Below are 17,800 nucleotides of genomic sequence, written 5' to 3'. Positions count from 1 at the left end.
CCGGACAGCAGTGTGGCTCCGAAGTGCGGATCAGGTGGAGGGGACGAACTCGCGGGCGACGGCGGGCGCGGCGGACGGGGTCAGGGCGGCGATCGTCGCAGCGACCACCGCCGCGCCTGCCGCGGCCAGGAAGATCACCGTGTACGCGGCCGCGCTCGGCAGCGTCACGCCGGCGACCGTCGCCGTCAGCCCGCTCGTGACGGCCGCGGCCACGGCGCTGCACGACGACGTCCCCAGCATGCGCATGAGCGTGTTGAGGCTGTTCGCGGCGGCGGTCTCCGTGTGCGGAACGGCATCCATGATCAGCAGTGGCAGCGCCGAGTAGGCCAGCGCCGCACCGATCGCCGTGAGCACCGCCGCGGCCATCACGAGCGGGAGCCAGCCGGGCAGCACGGCCATCGCCAGGTTCCCGGCGATCAGGACCACGGCGCCCGCGACCAGCGTCGTGCGTGCCCCGAACCGGGCCGAGAGCCGCGCCGACACGGGCGAGAACACCGCCATCGCACCACCGATCGGCAGCAGCACGAGCCCGGCGACGACGAGCGGTAGCCCGAACCCGTACCCGGTCTCCACCGGGGCCTGCAGCACCTGGGTCGTGACGAGGAACCCGGCGAACATCGAGAACCCGACCAGTATCGAGCTGACGTTGGTCCACAGGACCGCGGGGCGCGCCGAGACCCGCAGGTCCACCAGCGGCGACGGGACCCGCAGCTCCCAGCGCCCCCACGCCGCGAACAGCACGACGGCCGCGGCGAACAGCCCGAGCACCGGCACGCCGCCCCAGCCCCAGTCGCTGCCCTTGGAGATCGCCAGCAGCAGGCACACCAGTGCCGCGCCCAGCCCGATCGCGCCGGGCAGGTCGAACCGGCCACCGGGCCGGGAACGCGACTCGCCGACGAGCCGGTGCACCAGCACCACCTGCAGCACGCCGATCACCGCGGCCCCGGCGAACAGCCACCGCCAGTCCGCCAGCTGCGCCACCGCGCCGGTGATCGGCAGTCCGATCGCACCGCCGATGCCCAGCGACGAGCTCATCAGCGCGATGCCGCTGCCCACCCGCCCGGGCGGGAGCACGTCGCGCATGATGCTGATGCCCAGCGGGACGACGCCCAGCGAGGCCCCCTGCAGCACCCGGGCCACGAGCAGCACCTCGACGCCCGGCGCCGTCGCCCCGAGCGCCGACCCGGCGGCCGCGAGGCCGAGCGCCACGAGCAGCATCCGCCGCTTGCCGTACATGTCACCGAGGCGACCCAGCACCGGGGCGCAGACCGCGCCCGCCACGAGCGTCGCGGTCACCAGCCAGGTCACCGTCGACGTCGATGAGTTCAGCAGCGTCGGGAACTGCGGCAGCAGCGGGACGACCATGGTCTGGGTGAGCGAGACGGCCAGCCCGCAGGACGCGAGCACCCCCAGCAGGAGTGCGGGGCGCGTGGTGGAAGGTGGCACCCGGCCAGGTGACCAGAAATAGTTGTGTATGGCAAGTTGATGGGCTCGGCTCGCGCCGACCGGCTCGGGGACCTAGCGTCCGGGCGTGCGCACGCTGGAGGATGGGGTCACCGACGGGTTCCGCGAGTTCTGGACCGAACGTCGCATCTGCACGCTGGTCACCCTGCGCCGCGACGGCACGCCGCACGTCGTGCCGGTGGGGGTGACGCTCGACGTCGAGGCCGGGGTGGCGCGGGTGATCTGCAGCCGGGGATCGCAGAAGGCGCGCAACGCGGCCGAGCGGGGGACGGCGGTCGTGTCGCAGGTCGAGGGCGGGCGGTGGTCGACGTTGGAGGGCACGGCCGTGCTCCGGGACGATCCGGAGTCGGTCGCCGACGCCGAGCGGCGCTACGCGCTGCGCTACCGGGTGCCACGGGTCAACCCGGAGCGGGTGGTGATCGAGATCGCGGTCCGTCGGGTGCTGGGGTTGAGCTGAGGGCCCCGGTCACGGCACACTGAACCGGTCAAGTCGCCACAGCGCCGTGGGATCCCCTCCCGATCCGGAGAAGGAGCGCTGCCGTGAGCGCTGCCGAGCCCGCCCGCGTGGTGGAGCTGCCCCGTGCCCTCCCGTCGCCCGACCTGGAGATCTCGACCCTCGGTCCCGGCCGCATCGACTCGCCGATGGCCGAGCTGCTCGACAACAGCCGCACCAGCGAGCACTACGTCGACGAGCACGACCGCGTGCTGCTCGACGACACCCTCGCCGGGATCACCTCCCGCGGTGTCCCGCCGACCGACCTGCCCGGCATGGAGCCCTGCGGCCCCCGCCGCAAGATCTTCTTCGACCCGGCCAAGACCCGCGCGGCCATCGTCACCTGCGGCGGGCTGTGCCCCGGGCTCAACGACGTGATCGCCGGGCTGGTCCGCACGCTGACCTACCACTACAAGGTGCGCCGCGTCGTCGGCATCCGCAACGGGTACCAGGGCTTCGTCGCCGCCTACGGCCACGACGTCGTCGACCTCGCGCCCGAGTCGGTGCGCGACATCGCCACCGACGGCGGCACCGTTCTGGGCACCTCGCGCGGCCCGCAGGACCCGGCCGAGATCGTGGACTGCCTGGAGCGGCTGCACGTCAACGTGCTGTTCGTCGTCGGCGGGGACGGGTCGATGCGCGGCGCCATGCAGATCGCGGCGGAGGTGGCGCAGCGCGGGCTGCTGATCGCGGTCGTCGGCATCCCGAAGACGATCGACAACGACATCCCCTACATCGACCAGAGCTTCGGCTTCCAGACCGCGTTCTCCCACGCCAGCGACGCCATCCGCGCCGCGCGGGTCGAGGCGACGTCCACCGCCAACGGGATCGGGCTGGTCAAGCTCATGGGCCGGCACTCCGGCTTCATCGCCTGCTACGCCGCCCTGGCCCGCAGCGGTGCCGACGTCGTGCTCATCCCGGAGGTGCCCTTCGGCCTCGACGGCGACGGCGGGCTGCTCGCGCACCTGCGCCGCCGGGTGTCCGAGCGCGGGCACGCCGTCGTCGTGGTGGCGGAGGGGGCGGGCCAGGAGCTGCTCGGCCACACCCCCGACGCCGCGGACGCCTCCGGCAACGCCCGGTTGCAGGACATCGGCCCGTACCTGCGCCGCCGTATCGGCGACCACTTCGCCGACGCCGGCGTCGAGACCTCCATCCGCTACATCGACCCCAGCTACGCCATCCGCAGCGTGCCGGCGAACCCCTACGACTCGGTCTACTGCGTACGCCTGTCCCAGGCTGCGGTGCACGCCGCGATGAGCGGGCGCACCGAGATGGTCGTCGGCCGCTATCGCCGCCGGTTCGTGCACGTGCCGATGGCCGCCGCGGTGAGCCGGCGCAACCAGGTCGAACCGCACGGCGACCTGTGGATGGCGGTCCTGGAGTCGACCGGCCAGCCGGTCCACCTCGCCTGACCCCGCAAGTCGGGGCGTGAGCGCGCGCGAGTCGGGGCCTGCGGCTGCGCGAGTCGGGGTCTGCGGCTGCGCGAGTCGGGTTCTGAGGGCGCTCGCTCACGGGCGTGACTCGCACGGAGACCGCGACTCGCGCGCACGGAGGCCGCGACTCGCGCGCACGGAGACCCCGACTCGCGGGGCGGGGGATACTGCGGGGGTGCACGGGCTCGCGATGCGGTTCCTCGGGCACTCCACCGTCCGGATCGAGCTGGCCGGTCGGGTGGTGCTCACCGATCCCGTGCTGACCGGACGGGTCGGCCCGCTGCGGCGGGTCGCGACGCCCCCGGCCCCTGCCGACCACGCGGGCGTCGACCTGGTCCTGCTCTCGCATCTGCACGCCGACCACCTGCACCTGCCGTCGCTGCGGCGGCTGCGCGGCGCCCGGATCGTGGTGCCGCGCGGCGCCGGGGACTGGTTGCGGGGCAAGGGCATCAGTGACGTCGACGAGCTGGCGCCGGGGGAGGAGTTGGCCGACGGGGAGCTGCGCGTCACCGGGGTCGAGGCCACCCACAGCGGGCACCGGTGGGGGCCGCGATCGATCCGGGGACCGCAGGCACGGGCGATGGGGCACCTGCTGGAGACTGCCGGTGTGCGCGTCTACGCCTCGGGCGACACCGATCTCTTCGACGGGATGGCGGGCCTGCCGCGGCCCGACGTCGCGCTGCTCCCGGTGTGGGGATGGGGACCCGATCTCGGACCGGGCCACCTCGACCCGGACCGGGCCGCGGAGGCCGTCGTGCGCCTGCGGCCCCGCGTCACGGTGCCCGTGCACTGGGGCACGCTCGCCCCGGCCGGTCTGCCCCGTGCCCCCGGCCGCCACGGCGCCCGGATGCGGGACCGGCTGGTGGCGCCGCCGCGGGAGTTCGTCGCGGCGGTGGCGGCGTCCGGCGTGGACACCCGCGTCGCGCTGACCGAGCCCGGACGGCGGGTCGAGCTGCCGTGAGCCGGCAGGCGAGTGGGCCGTGCGTCGTCGGGACGCGACACCTCGGGAACCCGGCGGTCCGGCGATGAGCGTGCTCGGGATCGACTGGACGGACCCGGCCGCGCTGGGCTACCCCGCCGTGTTCGGCGGCGTGCTGCTCGGCTCGATCGTGCCGGTCGTCCCGACCGGTGCCGTGGTCGGGGCGGCGGCCGCCATCGCGGTGACGACGGATCAGCTGTCGCTGCCGCTGGTGGTCGTCGTGTCGGTGCTGGGTGCGCTGATCGGCGATCTCGTCACGTTCGGCGTCGCCAAGGCCGGCAGCGCCGCCACGCAGCGCTGGGTGGCCCGCGGCCAGCGCCCGGAGCGGCTGGAGGCCGGGCGGACGCGGTTCGCGCGACGGGGTGCGCTGCTCGTCGTCGTCGGGCGGCTGCTGCCCGCCGGGCGGATCCCGGTCCTGCTCGCGGCCGGAGCGCTCGACTACCCGTGGCGGCGGCTCGTCCCGGCGGCGGTACTGGCCTGCGTGCTGTGGGCCGTCGCCTACGCGGTGCTCGGGATGGTCAGCGGTGGCCTGTTCGACTCTCCGGTCGTGGCCACGCTCGTCGCCACCGCGCTGGTATTCGCCGTCGCGGGGGTCGGCGCGCTGGTGTCCCGGCTGCGGGCCGACACGGGAGGTGCACGGACGTGACCCCGCCGGAGGGTGCCGGCCGGATGGTCCGCGGAGGCCGGGTGCTCGTCCGCGTGCTCGCGGTGTGGTTGCTGACGACCGGCGCCCTGAACCTGCTCGACGAGCTGCTCACCGGATTCGAGATGACGAGCTGGTGGCAGCCGACGGTGCTCGCGCTCGCCCTCGGGGTGCTCAGCGCCGTGGTCTGGCCGCTGATCCTGCGGGTCGCGCTGCCGGTCGCGGTGTTCACGCTCGGCGTCGCGTCCTACCTCGTGCTGGGCGCGGCGCTGCTGCTGGTCTCGTTCGCGGTCCCGGGCGTCACCATCGTCAACCTGTCGACGGCGGTGGGGGTCGCGGTCGTCATGTCGGTGGTCGGGGCGCTGGTCTCCTGGCTGCTGGGCCTCGACCCCGACGAGCTGTTCTTCCGCCGCGCCGCCCGGCGGCCCGGCGCCACGGCCGGCTGCGACGACCGGCCGCCGGGTGTGGTGTTCCTGCAGGTCGACGGCCTGGGGCACGACACGCTGCGCCGCGCCCTGCGCAGCGGGGAGATGCCGGTGTTCTCCCGCTGGCTGGCCGAGGGCAGCCACCGGCTCACGCACTGGAACACCGACTGGAGCTCGCAGACCGGCGCGAGCGTGTGCGGGATCCTGCACGGCGACAGCTCCGACATCCTCGGGTTCCGCTGGTACGAGAAGGACTCGGACCACGTGATGGCCTGTTCCAACCCGGAGGACGCCGCGGAGATGGAGCGCCGCGCCTCCGACGGGCGCGGGCTGCTCGCCGTCGACGGGGCCGGGCACGGCAACCTGTTCACCGGGGACGCGCCCTACGTCTCGCTCACCATGAGCGCGGTGCCGGTGCTGAGCGGGCGCGGACGCCGGGGACGCCAGCACGTCGTCTCCGGGTACGGGTACTTCGCCTACTTCGCCAGCCCGGTCAACACGCTGCGCACACTGGGCGGGGCCGTCGTGGAGATCGTCCGGGAGCTGCGGGCGTCGATCACGCAGCGGCAGCGCAACGTGTTCCCGCGCGTGCACCGCGGGCTGTGGTTCCCGTTCGTCCGTGCGGGCACGAACGTCATCGCGCGCGACGTCGTCGTCTCGGCGGTCATCGAGGACATGTTCGACGGCCGCGCCGTGGTGTACGCCGACTTCCTCGGCTACGACGAGGTCTCGCACTACTCCGGCGTCGAGCGCTGGGACTCCCTCGCCGTGCTGCGCGACATCGACCAGCACATCGGCCGCATCCACCGCGCCACCCAGCTCGCGCCGCGGCGCTACCACGTCGTGTGCCTGTCCGACCACGGCCAGACCCAGGGCTGGGCGTTCGCCGACCGGTTCGACGAGTCGGTGGAGGAGCTGGTCGGGCGGCTGTGCGGGGCGCCGGACGCGGCGCGCGCGGCGTCGGGGCGGTCGGAGAAGGGCTGGCAGGCCGGCACGGTGCTGGCCGAGGCGTCCGGGCGCGGGTTCGTCGCCAACCGGCTGCGCGCGCGGGTGGAGCGGGCCCGGGCGCAGGAGCACGCGCCGCACGTCCCCGAGGACGCCGGGCGCGTGCCGCGGGTGGCGCCGGGCGTCGTCGCGGTGGCGTCGGGGCACATGGCGATGGTGTCGTTCACCGAGCACGCGGGCCGGGTCGAGCTGGAGACGATCGAGCGTGAGTTCCCGGACCTGCTGCCCGGGCTCGTCGATCATCCCGGGATCGGGTTCGTGCTCGTCCGCAGCGCCGAGTTCGGCCCGGTCGTGCTGGGCCGCGACGGGCTGCACCGCCTGGCCACCGGCGTCGTGCTCGGTGACGACCCGCTGGCCGCGTACGGCCCGCACGCCGTCGAGCTGGTGCGTCGCGTGGACGGCTTCGGCAACTGCGCCGATCTCATGATCAACAGCGGGTTCGATCCGGCGACCGGGGACGCCCCACCGTTCGAGCCGCATGTCGGCAGCCACGGCGGGCTCGGTGGCGCGCAGTCCCGCGGATTCCTGCTCCACCCGGTCGAGCTGCCCTCGCCCGACGGGGAGATCCTCGGCTCCGAGCAGCTGCATCGGGTTCTGCGCGGCTGGCTCGCCCACCTCGGGCACGCGATTCCCGACGCCCTCCGGCCCGTGGAAGGGACGAGCTGAGACCCGTTTCCGTGTATTGCCGGAAAGGGCGCGACGCAGATAAGGTCGGGACCATGACTGCCGGGTCGGCCTCGCGCCGCTCACGAGACGGGCACCCGGCCAGGGCGTGACCGCCCAGCGGGCCCGTGGCCCGCCTCGCCGCTCTGAAACACGCTTTCACCTGCGGAACCTCCCTGCCCCGGGGCTCCCCGCCGCCGGCCTCCTCGGCTGCGCATCCCCTTCCTCGCTCCTCCCACCGCCGCGGCCCTCCCATCGCCCCGGCGGCACTCCGCCATGCCCGAGAACACAGGAGAAGAATTGCCGAACGCCGTCAACGACCCGGTCATCGCGGAATTCCGCGCGCATCACGGCAGGGTCGGCGGCTGGTTCGCCGACGCCCGTCTGCTGCTGCTCACCACCACCGGCGCCCGCACCGGCGCCCCGCACACCGTGCCCCTGGGCTATTTGCCCGACGGCGGCGAGCGCGTGCTCGTCATCGGGTCGGCCGGCGGGGGACCGCACCACCCCGCGTGGCTCCACAACCTGCGGGCCGACCCGCGCGCCGTCGTCGAGGACGGCGTCTTCACCTATCCGGTCGAGGCTTCGATCCTCGAGGGCGAGGAGCGCGACGCGGCGTTCGCGCGCGCCGCCGAGGCCGACCCGGGCTGGGGCGCCTACCAGGACGGCACCACGCGCGTGCTGCCCGTCGTCGCCCAGCTCCGGATGAACTGCCTGACGCTGTGCGCGGGCCTGCGCAACCACCACGGTGGCGAGGACGCGGCGATCTTCCCGTTCCTCGACCGCACCCGCCCCGACCTCGCGCCGGTGCTGGAACGGCTGCGGCGCGAGCACGAGGAGATCGCCGTGCTCACCGCGCGGCTGGCCGAGGTGCTGGCCGAGGGGGGAGCGGAGGTGGCGGTGCAGGTCGATCTCCTCGTCGACGACCTCGAGCGCCACCTCGCCTACGAGGAGGAGGAGCTGATCCCGGTGCTCGACGGCGGGCGCTGACCCTGTGTGCGAGCGTCCCGCGGGGTGCGGCGTCAGCTACCGGTGCCCTCGGGCGCCTGCACCTCGCGCCGCAGGATCTTGCCCGTCGGGCCCTTGGGCAGCTCGTCGACGACCCACACGTGCCGCGGGTACTTGTACGCCGCCACCCGCTCCTTCACGAACGCCCTGAGCTCGTCGGGGTCGGCCTTCTCGCCCGCCTTGAACGCCACCGCGGCGCCCACCTCCTCGCCGAGCTCGGTGTGCTTGATCCCGATGACGGCGGCCTCGGCCACCGCGGGGTGCTCGTAGAGCGCCTCCTCGATCTCGCGCGGGTAGACGTTGTAGCCGCCGCGGATGATCAGGTCCTTCTTGCGGTCGACGATCGTGTAGAAGCCGTCGGCGTCCTTCGTGGCGACGTCGCCGGTGCGGAACCAGCCGTCCGGGATCGACTCGGCGGTGGCCTCGGGCCGTCCCCAGTAGCCCTTCATGACGTTCTCGCCGCGGATCGCGATCTCGCCGGGCTCGTCGACGCCCACCTCGTTGCCGTCGTCGTCGACGACCTTCATCTCGCAGCCGCGCACCTCGAAGCCGATCGATCCGGGCTTGCGGTCGCGGCCGGGCTGGTTGAACGAGGCGACCGGCGAGGTCTCGGACAGCCCGTACCCCTCCAGGATGACGCAGCCGAACCGGTCCTCGAACGACTTCATGATCTCCACCGGCATGGCCGAGCCGCCGGAGATGCAGGTGCGCAGCGACGAGACGTCGGCGTCGGCCGCGGCGTCGTGGTGCAGCATGCCCGCGTACATCGTGGGGACGCCTTCGAACACCGTCACCCGGTCGCGCCCGACCACCTCCAGCGCCTTGCCGGCGTCGAAGCGGGGGATCAGCGTGAGGCACGAGCCGGTGGCGACCGACGCGTTGAGCCCGCAGGTCAGGCCGAACACGTGGAACAGCGGCAGGCATCCCATGATCACGTCGTCGGGGGTGATCTCGATGAGCGTGTCGACGGTGGTGCGCGCGTTGCTGTCGAGGTTGTGGTGGGTGAGCTCGGCGCCCTTGGGCTGCCCGGTGGTGCCGGAGGTGTAGAGGATCACGGCGGTGTCGTCGTCGGCGCGCTCGACGGCGTCGGTGAGGGGGGAGCCGGTGAGCTGCTCGGACGAGGGCCCCATCGCACCGACGACCACCGAGTCGATGCCCACCGTCTTCGCCGCCTCGGTGACCGCGTCGCCGCCACCGTCCCAGCCGAACACCAGCGACATGCCGGAGTCGGTGAGGTAGTACTCCACCTCGCGGGCCTTGAGGAGCGGGTTCATCGGCACGACCGTGGCGCCGGCCAGCAGCGAGCCGTAGAACAGGATCGGGAACGCGGGCACGTTGGGCAGCACCAGGCCGACGCGGTCACCGGGGTTCAGGCCCCGCTCCTTCAGCATCCCGGCGACGGCAGCGGCGCCGGCGAGCAGGTCGGCGTAGGTCAGGACGTGGTCGTCGAGGCGCACCGCCGGCCGGTCTCCGTGCTCGGACGCCGTCGTCACGAGGTTTGCTGCGAGGTTCGTCATGGTGCGGACCCTAACGGCCCGCCGCGAGCCTCACAGGATCAGCGGGTCGCGCGGAAGTCCCAGCAGGCGCTCGGCCACCTGGTTGCGGGCGATCTCGGAGGTGCCACCGGCGATGGTGAGGCAGCGCGACCACAGATAGCAGCGCATCACCAGGTCGTTGCCGCCCGACACCGCCTCCGTGCCGGCCAGCCGCACCGCGAGCCCGGCCACCCGCTGGGCGTGCTCGGAGGTGAACAGCTTGTTGAGGTTGCCCTCCGGTCCGGGTTCGGTCCCGCCGACGGCCCGTGCGGCCTGGCGCAGGATGAGCAGCCGGGTGGCCAGCTCGTCGGCGATCAGCGCCCCGACCTCCCGCTCGGCGGTGTGCGGGTCGGGCGCCGCGGCGGCCAGCGGCAGCAGGTCCCAGGCGCGCAGCGGCAGCCGCCCGGCGCCCCCGCCGCCGATGGAGACGCGCTCGTTGCCCAGCGTCGCCCGCGCCACCCGCCAGCCCTGCCCGACCTCGCCCACGACGTCGGAGTCGGGCACGAACACGGCGTCGAGGAACACCTCGTTGAACAGGGCGTCACCGGTGAGCTCGCGCAACGGCCGGACGTCGACGCCGTCGGCGCCCAGGTCGATCGCCATCATCGTGATGCCGGCGTGCTTGGACCCCGTGGCCGACACGGCGTCGGTGCGCACCGTCGCGAAGCCCCAGTGCGACTCGTGCGCGCGGGTCGTCCACACCTTCTGGCCGGTGACCCGCCACCCGCCGTCGACGCGCACGCCGCGCGTGGAGATCGCGGCGGCGTCGGACCCGGCGCCGGGCTCGGAGAACAGCTGGCACCACTCGGTCTCGCCGAGCAGCGCGGGCCCCAGCCAGCGCTCCCACTGCTCGGGGGTGCCGTGCTGGGAGATCGTCTGGATGTTCCAGGCGGTGATCCCCAGCGACGGCACGTCGACGCCGCGGAACTCCTGCTCGATCACCAGCTGCTCGGTGGCCGAGGCGTCGCGGCCCCACGGCGGCGGCCAGTGCGGCACGAGGTAGCCGGACTCGACCATCGCCGCGCGCCGCCCCGCCGCGTCCAGCCCGTCGAGCGACGCGACGAACTCCCGGGCCGCCGCGCGGTGCCCCTCGGCCTCGGGCGGGAGGTCCAGGTCGGGGGCGCGCTCCACGCCCTCGCGGGTGAGCCGGGCGACGTCGCGCTCGGGGTCGCCGGTCTGCGCGACGATCGCGGCGAGGGTCAGCGCGCGGCGCAGGTAGAGGTGGGCGTCGTGCTCCCAGGTGAACCCGATGCCGCCGTGCAGCTGGATCGTCATCTCGGCGGCGCGGACGGCGGCCGGCACCGAGCGCGCGGCGGCGACCGCGGCGGCCAGCTCCGCGCCGGGGGTGCCGGCCGGGGCGCGGGAGGCGTCCCAGGCGGCCGCGACGGCCAGCTCCGCGTCGAGCAGCAGGTTCGCGCAGTGGTGCTTGACCGCCTGGAACGTGCCGACGGTGCGCCCGAACTGCCTGCGCTCCTTGACGTAGGCCACCGACACCTCCAGGCACGCGGTGGCGCTGCCGGCCGCCTCGGCGGCGGCGAGCACGCGGGTGAGCCGCCGGGCGAGCGCCGCACCCCCGGCGATCACGCCGAGCACCGGCGCGTCGTCGACGCGGACCCGTCCGCCGCGGCGGGTCGGGTCGAGCACCGCGGGCAACCCGGCGCCCTCGCCACCGAACTCCTCGGGCACGTGCAGCCCCAGCCACCCCAGGGAGGCCTGCTCCTTCCAGATGCCGGGCAGGCCCTCCTCGGCCTCCAGCAGGGCGCGGGCCGCCGCGCGCTGGCCGGACAGGGCGGAACGGGCCACCTCGGCCAGTGTCCGGTGGTCGTCGGTGATCGCCAGGGCCATGGGTCAGAACATAACCCTCATCCGCCGCGCCCGGCCCGGATCACCGGCAGCAGGACGCGGTCCACCAGCGAGTCGACGAAGTCCTCGTCGAGGCCGTCGGAGCCGAGCAGCAGGTGCTGCAGCGTGAGGCCGCGGGTGACGTCGGCGACCAGCATCGGGTCGACGTCGGGCCCGATCTCGCCGCGTTCGACCGCCCGGGTGAGAATGATCTTGGCCTGCCGGGCCTCCTGGGACCGCAGCAGCTCCAGCGCCAGCGCGCCCAGCTCGCCGCTGATGCCGGCGGCGGCCAGCAGGCCCTGGGTGCGCTGCGGGGTGGTCGCGTGGCCGGACGCGCGCAGGTTCGCCACGAGGTCCCCGCGCAAGGAGCCGGTGTCGAGGACGTCGTCCGGGTCGTGCTCGGACCGGGTCACCGCGCGCTGCAGCGCCGCCGTCATCAACTCCTCCTTGCCCGACCAGCGCCGGTAGACGGTCTTGGCGCTCGCGTGGGCCCGCTGGTGCACCGCGGTGACCGTCAGCCGGTCGTAGCCCACCTCGGAGAGCACCTCGAGCGCGGCGTCGAGGATCGCGTTCTCGCGCTCGATGTCGAGCGGGCGGCCCGGGGGGCGGGTACCGGTCATGGCAGGTGTGTCGTTCCTCGCGTCGTCCTGAGAAACGACACGGTACCCTTTCCTTTTCGGGTAATGTGCCGGTAAACCCGATCGACGAACAGGAGCAGGCTCGTGGAGGTAGCGGTCCCCGCCATCGTGTGGTGGCTGACGGTCATCGGGATCGTCGGCCTGCTGCTGTTCGACTTCGTGTTCCACGTGCGCAAGGCGCACATCCCGACGCTGCGCGAGGCCGCGATCTGGTCGTCGATCTACGTCGGGATCGCGATCCTGTTCGGCGTCGGGGTCTGGTGGTTCGGCGGCGCCACGATGGGCACCGAGTACTTCGCGGGCTACGTCACCGAGAAGGCCCTGTCGGTCGACAACCTGTTCGTCTTCCTCGTCATCATGGCCAGCTTCAAGGTGCCCCGCGCGGACCAGCAGAAGGTGCTGCTGTTCGGCATCGTGTTCGCCCTGATCGCCCGCAGCGCGTTCATCTTCGCCGGCGTCGCCCTGATCAGCCTGTTCTCGTGGGTGTTCTACGTCTTCGGCGCGATCCTGCTGTGGACGGCGTTCAGCCTGGTCCGCGGGGGCGACGAGGACGACGAGGCGGACAACTTCGTCATCCGGTTCGCCCGCAAGCACCTGCGGACCTCCGAGCACTACGACGGCGACAAGCTGTTCACGATCGAGAACGGCAAGCGCGTCCTCACCCCGATGCTGCTGGTGATGATCGCGATCGGCGGCACCGACCTGCTGTTCGCGCTCGACTCCATCCCCGCGATCTTCGGACTCACCGAGAACGCCTACATCGTGTTCACGGCCACCGCGTTCTCGCTGATGGGCCTGCGCCAGCTGTACTTCCTCATCGACGGCCTGCTCGACCGGCTCATCTACCTGTCCTACGGGCTCGCGGCCATCCTCGGCTTCATCGGTGTCAAGCTCGTGCTGCACGCGCTGCACGAGAACAACCTGCCCTTCGTCTACGGCGGGCAGCCGGTGCCGGTCTACGAGATCAGCACCCCGCTCTCGCTGGGCGTCATCATCGGCGTCCTGACGATCACCGTCGTCGCCTCGCTGCTCAGCCCGGCCGGCAAGGCCAAGAGCGCGGCGTCCACGGCGCGGCGGCACGCGAAGGAGTACCTCGACCTCGCCACCGACGCCGAGAGCCGCGAGGACAGCTACCGCAAGCTGGTCCGCGACGAGGAGGCCATCGCCGCGCTGGCCGGCCCGCTCGGCGACGAGGTCCGGGCCGACGCGGAGCTGCGCGAGCTGCTCGACCGCGCCCACGCGGAGCACGAGTCGGCGCTGCGCGGCTGAGCCGGGGCGGCAGCCTGCCGGGGGTCGGCACGGTGCTTCGTGCGCCCGCACGATCGGCGCGCGGTGGCGCCACGTTCCTCACCGGCGACGCCGGGCGGGCTACCGTGACCTCGACGACGGGCCGCGGAGGGGGGCGGGGAGATGCACGCGCCGGTGCTGGAGCTCGTTGCGCAGGGCCGCCGGATCCAGGTGCCCGCGGACCGGCGGTTCGTCGTCGGCCGCGGTCCCACCGCCGATCTCGACCTGCCCGGATCGCACGTCTCGCGCACCCACCTCGTCGTCGAGCTGACGGCGAGCGGCTGGACGCTGACCGACCACTCCCGCTACGGCACGTTCGCCGACGGCCGCCGCGTCACCACGATGGCGATCACCGGGCCGACCGTCGTGCACCTCGGCGCTCCGCCCGACGTCACCGCGCTGGAGTTCCGCCCCGGCGCGGCGCCCGCCCCGCCCGGCGCCGCGCCCGCCCCACCCGCCTACGGCGCCGTCCCCGCGCCGTCCGCCCCGCCCGTCCCCGGTGGATCGCCGCCCCTCCCGCCCCCGCCGCGCGGTGGTGTGCTGGCCCGGCAGGGTGGCGGGGCCACGCTGAGCTACTCCTTCGGCGGTGGCCCTGCCGCGCCCCCGGCCACGCGGATCACCGTCGGGCGGCTGCCGGACAACGACGTCGTGCTCGACGACCTGCTCGTCTCCCGCCACCACGCCGAGCTGCGCCGCGACGGCTCGGGCTGGCACATCGTCGACCTCGGCAGCGGCAACGGCGTGTTCGTCAACGGGGTGCGGGTCCAGGCCGCGCTGGTCACCCCGCGCGACGTCATCGGCATCGGGCACACGCTGCTGCAGCTGCACGGCGACCAGCTCGTGGCCGCCGTCGACACCGGTGACGTGCAGTTCGAGGTGCGCGACATCTCGGTGTCCACGGCCGAGGGCAAGACGCTGCTGCGCGACGTCGGGTTCTCCCTGGCCGGCCGGAGCCTGCTGGCGGTGGTGGGGCCCAGCGGGGCGGGGAAGTCGACGCTGCTGCGCGCGCTGACCGGCAGCCGCCCGGCCGACATGGGCGAGGTCCGCTACGCCGGTCGCGACCTCTACGCCGAGTACGACGAGCTGCGCCACCGCATCGGCCTGGTGCCGCAGGACGACGTGCTGCACCCGCAGCTCACGGTGCTGCGGGCGCTGCGCTACGCCGCCCGGCTGCGGTTCCCCGCCGACGTGCCCGAGGCCGACCGCGAGCGCCGCATCGCCGAGGTGCTGCACGAGCTGGGCCTGACCCACCAGGCGCACCAGCGCATCGACACGCTCTCGGGCGGGCAGCGCAAGCGCACCTCGGTGGCGCTGGAACTGTTGACGAAACCCTCGCTGCTGTTCCTCGACGAACCCACCTCCGGCCTCGACCCCGGCCTGGACAAGTCGGTGATGCAGACGCTGCGCGGCCTGGCCGACGGCGGGCGCACCGTCGTCGTCGTCACGCACAGCGTCGCCAACCTCGACCGCTGCGACCGGCTGCTGGTGCTGGCTCCGGGCGGGCACGTGGCCTACTTCGGGCCGCCCGCCGAGGCGCTGGGCTACTTCGGGCAACCGGACTTCGCCGAGATGTTCCTGCTGCTCGACCGCGTGCCGGGGGAGGTGCTGGGTCGGCGGTTCCGCGAGTCGCGACAGTACGGGCGCTACGTGGCGATGCCTACGGCCGGGATGCCGCGGGTCGTCGACCGCTCGGCCCCGCGTGCCGCCCCGCCGCAGCAGCGCTTCGGCACCCAGCTCTCGGTACTGTGCCGGCGCTACCTCGCCGTGATCGCGGCCGACCGGCAGTACGCGATCTTCCTGGCCGTGCTGCCGCTGGTGCTGGCCGTGCTCGCCCGGCTGGTGCCCGGCTCGTCGGGGCTGTCGATCTCCGCGGCGGTGGACGCGGGGGAGTTCCAGCCCAGCCAGCTGCTGCTCGTCCTCGTCGTCGGCGGGGCGCTGGTGGGGGCCGCGGCGTCGGTGCGGGAGCTGGTCAAGGAGAGACCGGTGTACGTGCGGGAGCGCGCGATCGGGCTGTCGCTGCCGGCGTACCTGCTGTCCAAGCTGCTGGTGCTGGGCACGATCAGCGGGCTGCAGGCCGCGGTGTTCACGCTGCTGTCGCTCGTGGGCCGCAACACCCCCGACGACGCGCTGGTGCTGGGCTCGCCGACGCTGGAGGTGCTGGTCGCGGTCGTCGGGGTCACCGTCGTCACCATGATCGTCGGGCTGGTGATCTCGGCGTTCATCGACAACGCCGACCGCGGCATGCCGCTGCTGGTGCTCGTGCTGATGCTGCAGCTCGTCGTCTCCGGGGGGCTGTTCCCGGTGCACGGGCGACCGGTGCTGGAGCAGCTCGCGTGGCTGGTGCCGTCACGGTGGGGGTTCGCGATGGGCGCCTCGACGATCGACCTCAACGTCACCGCGCGCGGCGGACCCGACGCGCTGTGGGAGCACTCGGCAGGTCGCTGGCTCCTGGCGGCGGGGATGCTGCTGCTGATCGCCGTGATCCTGATCGCGGTCACGGCGTTGCTGCTGCGCCGCCTCGACCCCGTCCGCGCGCGCCGCTGAAGCCCGGTCTCAGCTCGAGCCCGCACACACCTCCGGGGGCTCGCACACACCTCCGGGGGCTCGCACACAGTTCCGGCCCTGTGTGCGAGCCCCGCAGCCTGTGTGCGAGCCTCCGGCGGGAGACGCGGAGCCGGTGGCACGCGCGAGGGGAGGGCCGGGCGTACCCGGCCCTCCCCGTCGAGCGGTGGTGCTCCTTCCGGGTGATCAGGCGGTGGCGGGCGCCGGGCGTCCGGCCGGGCCCTGCTTGCGGTAGTCCTCGAGGAAGGCGGCGCGGCCGGCGTCGTCCATCTCGTTGAACAGGACGTTCGGGCTGGCCAACGGCGGGCAGCGGCGCATGTGGTCCAGCGTCCACATCTTCTTGGGGTTCAGGTCGAGGTGGGGCTGCGCGGTCATGGTGTTGCCGTCGTCGCGGACGAAGCCCATGTCCGAGACCACGTCGGCCCAGTTCCAGCCGTGGTACAGCGTCTCCCACTCACGACGCCCGACCAGCCGGCCCATGTTCGGGGTCTCGCGACCCTGGTACTCGGGGCGGAAGGCCTCGACGTCGGTCCAGCGGCAGACCTCGTGGCAGTAGGTCTTGTGCACGCCGTCGACCTCGGCCGTGACGATGTCCTCGCGGACCAGGCACGGGACCATGCAGGTCCAGCAACGCGATGGGTAGACGTAGTCGACGTCCTCGAACACGATCGGGTTGTGCCCGTTCGGCACGGCGAGGCGGTTGTAGTTCTCCCACCACGCGCCGTACTTGTCGTACCAGCCCGGGTACTTGTACTCGAACCACTCGAAGTCCTCGTCGGTCATGCCGTCGATGCGCCAGTAGTTGGCCAACCAACCGGTGGCGAAGAACTGCGCGACCTCGTGGACGTAGCCCTTCTCCCAGATCTGCTTCCACGACTCCTCGATCAAGTCGTGCGGGATGACCAGGCCGTACTTCTCCAGCGGGATCAGGTACGCACGGTAGTAGTCGTCGTAGATCCAGCGACGCCACATCTCCGCGTAGGACTCGCGGTCCTTGCGGCGGTCCTTCGTGCCGTACTCGATGAAGGTACCGATCGCGGCGTCGACCACGCGGTGGTTGTTCCACCACGCGTAACGCAGGTCGCGCTCGAGCAGCTGGCGGTTGTCCTCGTCGGACAGCGCCATCAGCAGCGTGGCGTAACCGTTGGAGATGTGGCGCGACTCGTCGGACTGGACCGAGTGGAACACCGTGGGCAGCAGGTAGTCACCATTGGCCGCGGCCTCGGCCGGCATGGCCACGAACAGCGTGTTCGTGAACGCCGTCTCGGCGACGATCGTCAGGTAGATGCTGGCCGCGGTGATCGCGTCACCGGTGATGAACCCCTCGGCGAACTGACGGCCGATGGTGCCGCAGTAGTCCGAGTGGAAGTTGCGCAGGCTGTTGTTGAACCCCGCCGGGTCGATGTAGTTGTTCATGTACAGGCGCTTCAGGTTCTGCTGGATCGTCGAGTGGCGCACCTCGTCGATCATCTGAATGGCCTGACCGTTGTGCAGCTCCGGGTTGGGCACAACGTGGAACAGCATCGGCATCGACCGCGCGGCCGAGACCTCCGGCAACGGGATGATGGACAGGAACAGCTTCTGCCACTCCAGCCAACGCTCCTGGACCTGGCGGAACATGTTCCCGCGGATGGCCCCGTCCGACGCGCCGTAGACGCGGTGGTCCTTCTCCTCCTGCATGGGGAAGTAGGACCGCAGGACCTGCTTGAGCGGGTCCTTCTTGGCGGCCTTGCGGAACGTGTAGTCGGTTCCGTACTTCATGTACGGCTCGTGGTACTGCGGCTCCCAGGACAGCTCCTGGATCTTCTGGTGAGCCTTGGCCA

13 protein-coding genes are annotated in these 17,800 nt (G+C 72.9%); 8 read left to right on the top strand and 5 right to left on the bottom strand.

Translation table 11 applies throughout. The annotated features are described in order from the left end of the window. Positions 1-30 precede the first annotated feature (30 nt). Entirely contained in the window at positions 31-1,446 is a 1,416-nt protein-coding gene (locus Q1K26_RS04930; protein ID WP_300007961.1) for an MFS transporter, read from the bottom strand. A gap of 85 nt (positions 1,447-1,531) precedes the next feature. On the opposite strand from Q1K26_RS04930, the gene Q1K26_RS04925 reads away from it, so the two are divergent. The 6 genes from Q1K26_RS04925 (at position 1,532) to Q1K26_RS04900 (ending at position 8,095) form a co-directional block, all read left to right on the top strand. Next, the gene (locus tag Q1K26_RS04925) at positions 1,532-1,921 is read left to right on the top strand and encodes a TIGR03618 family F420-dependent PPOX class oxidoreductase (RefSeq protein WP_300007960.1); all 390 of its coding nucleotides are present in this window, start codon (positions 1,532-1,534) and stop codon (positions 1,919-1,921) included. Between the two features lie 83 nt (positions 1,922-2,004). Further along, on the top strand, positions 2,005-3,369 hold the full coding sequence (locus tag Q1K26_RS04920; RefSeq protein ID WP_300007959.1) for an ATP-dependent 6-phosphofructokinase: 1,365 nt from the start codon (positions 2,005-2,007) through the stop codon (positions 3,367-3,369). A gap of 196 nt (positions 3,370-3,565) precedes the next feature. Further along, a complete protein-coding gene (locus Q1K26_RS04915; protein WP_300007958.1) occupies positions 3,566-4,351 on the top strand; it encodes an MBL fold metallo-hydrolase in 786 nt (261 codons plus the stop codon). Between the two features lie 79 nt (positions 4,352-4,430). Then, a complete protein-coding gene (locus Q1K26_RS04910; RefSeq protein ID WP_300007977.1) occupies positions 4,431-5,015 on the top strand; it encodes a VTT domain-containing protein in 585 nt (194 codons plus the stop codon). 23 nt (positions 5,016-5,038) lie between these two features. Continuing rightward, entirely contained in the window at positions 5,039-7,108 is a 2,070-nt protein-coding gene (locus Q1K26_RS04905; RefSeq protein WP_300007976.1) for a phage holin family protein, read from the top strand. 297 nt (positions 7,109-7,405) lie between these two features. Then, complete coding sequence (locus Q1K26_RS04900) at positions 7,406-8,095, top strand: nitroreductase/quinone reductase family protein (RefSeq protein WP_300007957.1); 690 nt, start codon at positions 7,406-7,408, stop codon at positions 8,093-8,095. A 32-nt stretch (positions 8,096-8,127) separates the two neighbouring features. On the opposite strand, the gene Q1K26_RS04895 is transcribed toward Q1K26_RS04900, so the two are convergent. From Q1K26_RS04895 to Q1K26_RS04885, 3 genes are read right to left on the bottom strand one after another with little or no spacing between them, the layout of a single operon-like run. Continuing rightward, positions 8,128-9,630: a long-chain fatty acid--CoA ligase gene (locus Q1K26_RS04895; RefSeq protein WP_300007956.1), complete on the bottom strand. Its 1,503-nt coding sequence runs from the start codon at positions 9,628-9,630 to the stop codon at positions 8,128-8,130. 30 nt (positions 9,631-9,660) lie between these two features. Beyond that, positions 9,661-11,493 carry an acyl-CoA dehydrogenase family protein gene (locus Q1K26_RS04890; RefSeq protein WP_300007955.1) on the bottom strand — a complete coding sequence of 611 codons (1,833 nt, stop codon included), beginning with the start codon at positions 11,491-11,493 and terminating at the stop codon, positions 9,661-9,663. A 17-nt stretch (positions 11,494-11,510) separates the two neighbouring features. Then, positions 11,511-12,110 (bottom strand): TetR/AcrR family transcriptional regulator, encoded by a 600-nt coding sequence (locus Q1K26_RS04885; protein ID WP_300007954.1) that lies wholly within the window; start codon positions 12,108-12,110, stop codon positions 11,511-11,513. A gap of 102 nt (positions 12,111-12,212) precedes the next feature. Here Q1K26_RS04885 and Q1K26_RS04880 point away from each other — a divergent pair, with 102 nt between their 5' ends. Both Q1K26_RS04880 and Q1K26_RS04875 read left to right on the top strand, forming a co-directional pair. After that, the gene (locus Q1K26_RS04880) at positions 12,213-13,397 is read left to right on the top strand and encodes a TerC family protein (RefSeq protein WP_300007953.1); all 1,185 of its coding nucleotides are present in this window, start codon (positions 12,213-12,215) and stop codon (positions 13,395-13,397) included. A 153-nt stretch (positions 13,398-13,550) separates the two neighbouring features. Next, a complete protein-coding gene (locus Q1K26_RS04875; RefSeq protein WP_300007952.1) occupies positions 13,551-15,959 on the top strand; it encodes an ATP-binding cassette domain-containing protein in 2,409 nt (802 codons plus the stop codon). A 204-nt stretch (positions 15,960-16,163) separates the two neighbouring features. Here the strand turns inward: Q1K26_RS04875 and Q1K26_RS04870 are convergent. Beyond that, the coding region (locus Q1K26_RS04870) for a methane monooxygenase (RefSeq protein WP_300007951.1) at positions 16,164-17,800 on the bottom strand (1,637 nt) is incomplete at its 5' end.

The sequence above is a fragment of the Pseudonocardia sp. genome, assembly GCF_029263155.1.
GTDB lineage: Bacteria > Actinomycetota > Actinomycetes > Mycobacteriales > Pseudonocardiaceae > Pseudonocardia.
The sequence above is the reverse complement of the archived record's forward strand: the minus strand, read 5'-3'. Positions and strand labels throughout refer to the sequence as shown.

Excerpts from the sequence above, each read along its gene's own strand:
- Q1K26_RS04890 (WP_300007955.1), bottom strand. The coding sequence starts at position 11,493 with ATGGCCCTGGCGATCACCGACGACCACCGGACACTGGCCGAGGTGGCC.
- Q1K26_RS04895 (WP_300007956.1), bottom strand. The coding sequence starts at position 9,630 with ATGACGAACCTCGCAGCAAACCTCGTGACGACGGCGTCCGAGCACGGA.
- Q1K26_RS04905 (WP_300007976.1), top strand. The coding sequence starts at position 5,039 with ATGGTCCGCGGAGGCCGGGTGCTCGTCCGCGTGCTCGCGGTGTGGTTG.
- Q1K26_RS04885 (WP_300007954.1), bottom strand. The coding sequence starts at position 12,110 with ATGACCGGTACCCGCCCCCCGGGCCGCCCGCTCGACATCGAGCGCGAG.